2 protein-coding genes are annotated in these 1,153 nt (G+C 70.5%); one reads left to right on the forward strand and one right to left on the reverse strand.

Features of this window, described 5'->3' with window-relative positions:
- The coding region (locus tag CG471_RS29815; protein ID WP_099234664.1) for a phage portal protein at window positions 1–921 on the forward strand (921 nt) is incomplete at its 5' end.
- 3 nt (window positions 922–924) lie between these two features.
- Here the strand turns inward: CG471_RS29815 and CG471_RS30930 are convergent.
- Window positions 925–1,153: hypothetical protein (locus CG471_RS30930; RefSeq protein ID WP_099234665.1), on the reverse strand; the 229-nt coding region annotated here is incomplete at its 5' end.

The raw sequence follows: 1,153 nt of genomic DNA on the forward strand, positions 1-1,153 counted from the left end.
GTGGATGGTGAGGCGGCGGCCCGCATCCGCGCGCTGGTGGCGCGGGCGTCGGCGGGGCAAAGCCTGATCGAGACGCTGGCGAGCCATGTGCTGCTGCACGGCAATGGCTATGTCCAGGTGATTGCGGGGGCGGACGGGATGCCGGCCGAGCTGTTCGCGCTGCGGCCCGAGCGGGTGAGCGTGGAGGCGGATGCGCGCGGCTGGCCGGCGGCCTATCTCTATCGGGTGGGGGAGAGCGTGACCCGGCTGTCGCCCGAGGATGGCGCCGGGCGGACCAGCCTGCTCCATATCCGCGCGCTCCATCCGCTCGACGATCATTATGGCCTGGGCTGTGTCGGCGCGGCGGCGGGGGCGGTGGCGATCCACAATGCCGCCACGGTGTGGAACAAGGCGCTGCTCGACAATGCGGCGCGGCCTTCGGGCGCGATGGTCTATGCGCCGGGCGACGGATCGGTGCTGAGCCCGGAACAGTTTGAGCGGGTGCGGCGCGAGATGGAGGCGGCGTTCAGCGGCGCGGCCAATGCCGGGCGGCCGATGCTGCTGGAGGGCGGGCTCGACTGGCGGGCGATGAGCCTGTCGCCGGCCGAGATGGACTTTGTCGGATTGAAGGCCGCGGCGGCGCGGGAGATCGCACTGGCCTTTGGCGTGCCGCCGATGCTGATGGGCCTGCCGGGCGACAATAGCTACGCCAATTATCGCGAGGCGAACAAGGCGCTGTGGCGGCAGACGATCTTGCCTTTGGTGGGGAAGATCGGTGCGGGGCTGGCGCAGGGACTGCAGGGCTGGTGGCCGGGGCTGAGCCTGGCGCCGGATCTGGACGCGGTGCCGGCGCTGTCGGACGAGCGCGCGGCCCTGTGGGAGCGGGTGGCGGGGGCGGATTTCCTCTCTGCGGAAGAGAAGAAGGCGATGCTGGGGGTTTGAACCCTATTGGCCGATCGGCCGGGCGAGGCTGTCGAGACGGCAGAAGCCGTTGTCGCCGTTCCAGCTGCCGCCCTGCAACAGGCAGTCGCCGGCGCGGAACAGGCCGAAATGCCAGGCGATGAGGCCGAGCGCGAGCAGGACGAGGGCGATCAGCAATTTGCGAGGGGTGCGCTTCATGCGGGCCCAGATAGGGGCGCGCGGCGCCCAAGGGAAGGTGGGGCCATGAAAGAGG

The sequence above is a fragment of the Sphingobium sp. IP1 genome, from assembly GCF_002708645.1.
Taxonomy (GTDB): Bacteria; Pseudomonadota; Alphaproteobacteria; order Sphingomonadales; family Sphingomonadaceae; genus Sphingobium; species Sphingobium yanoikuyae.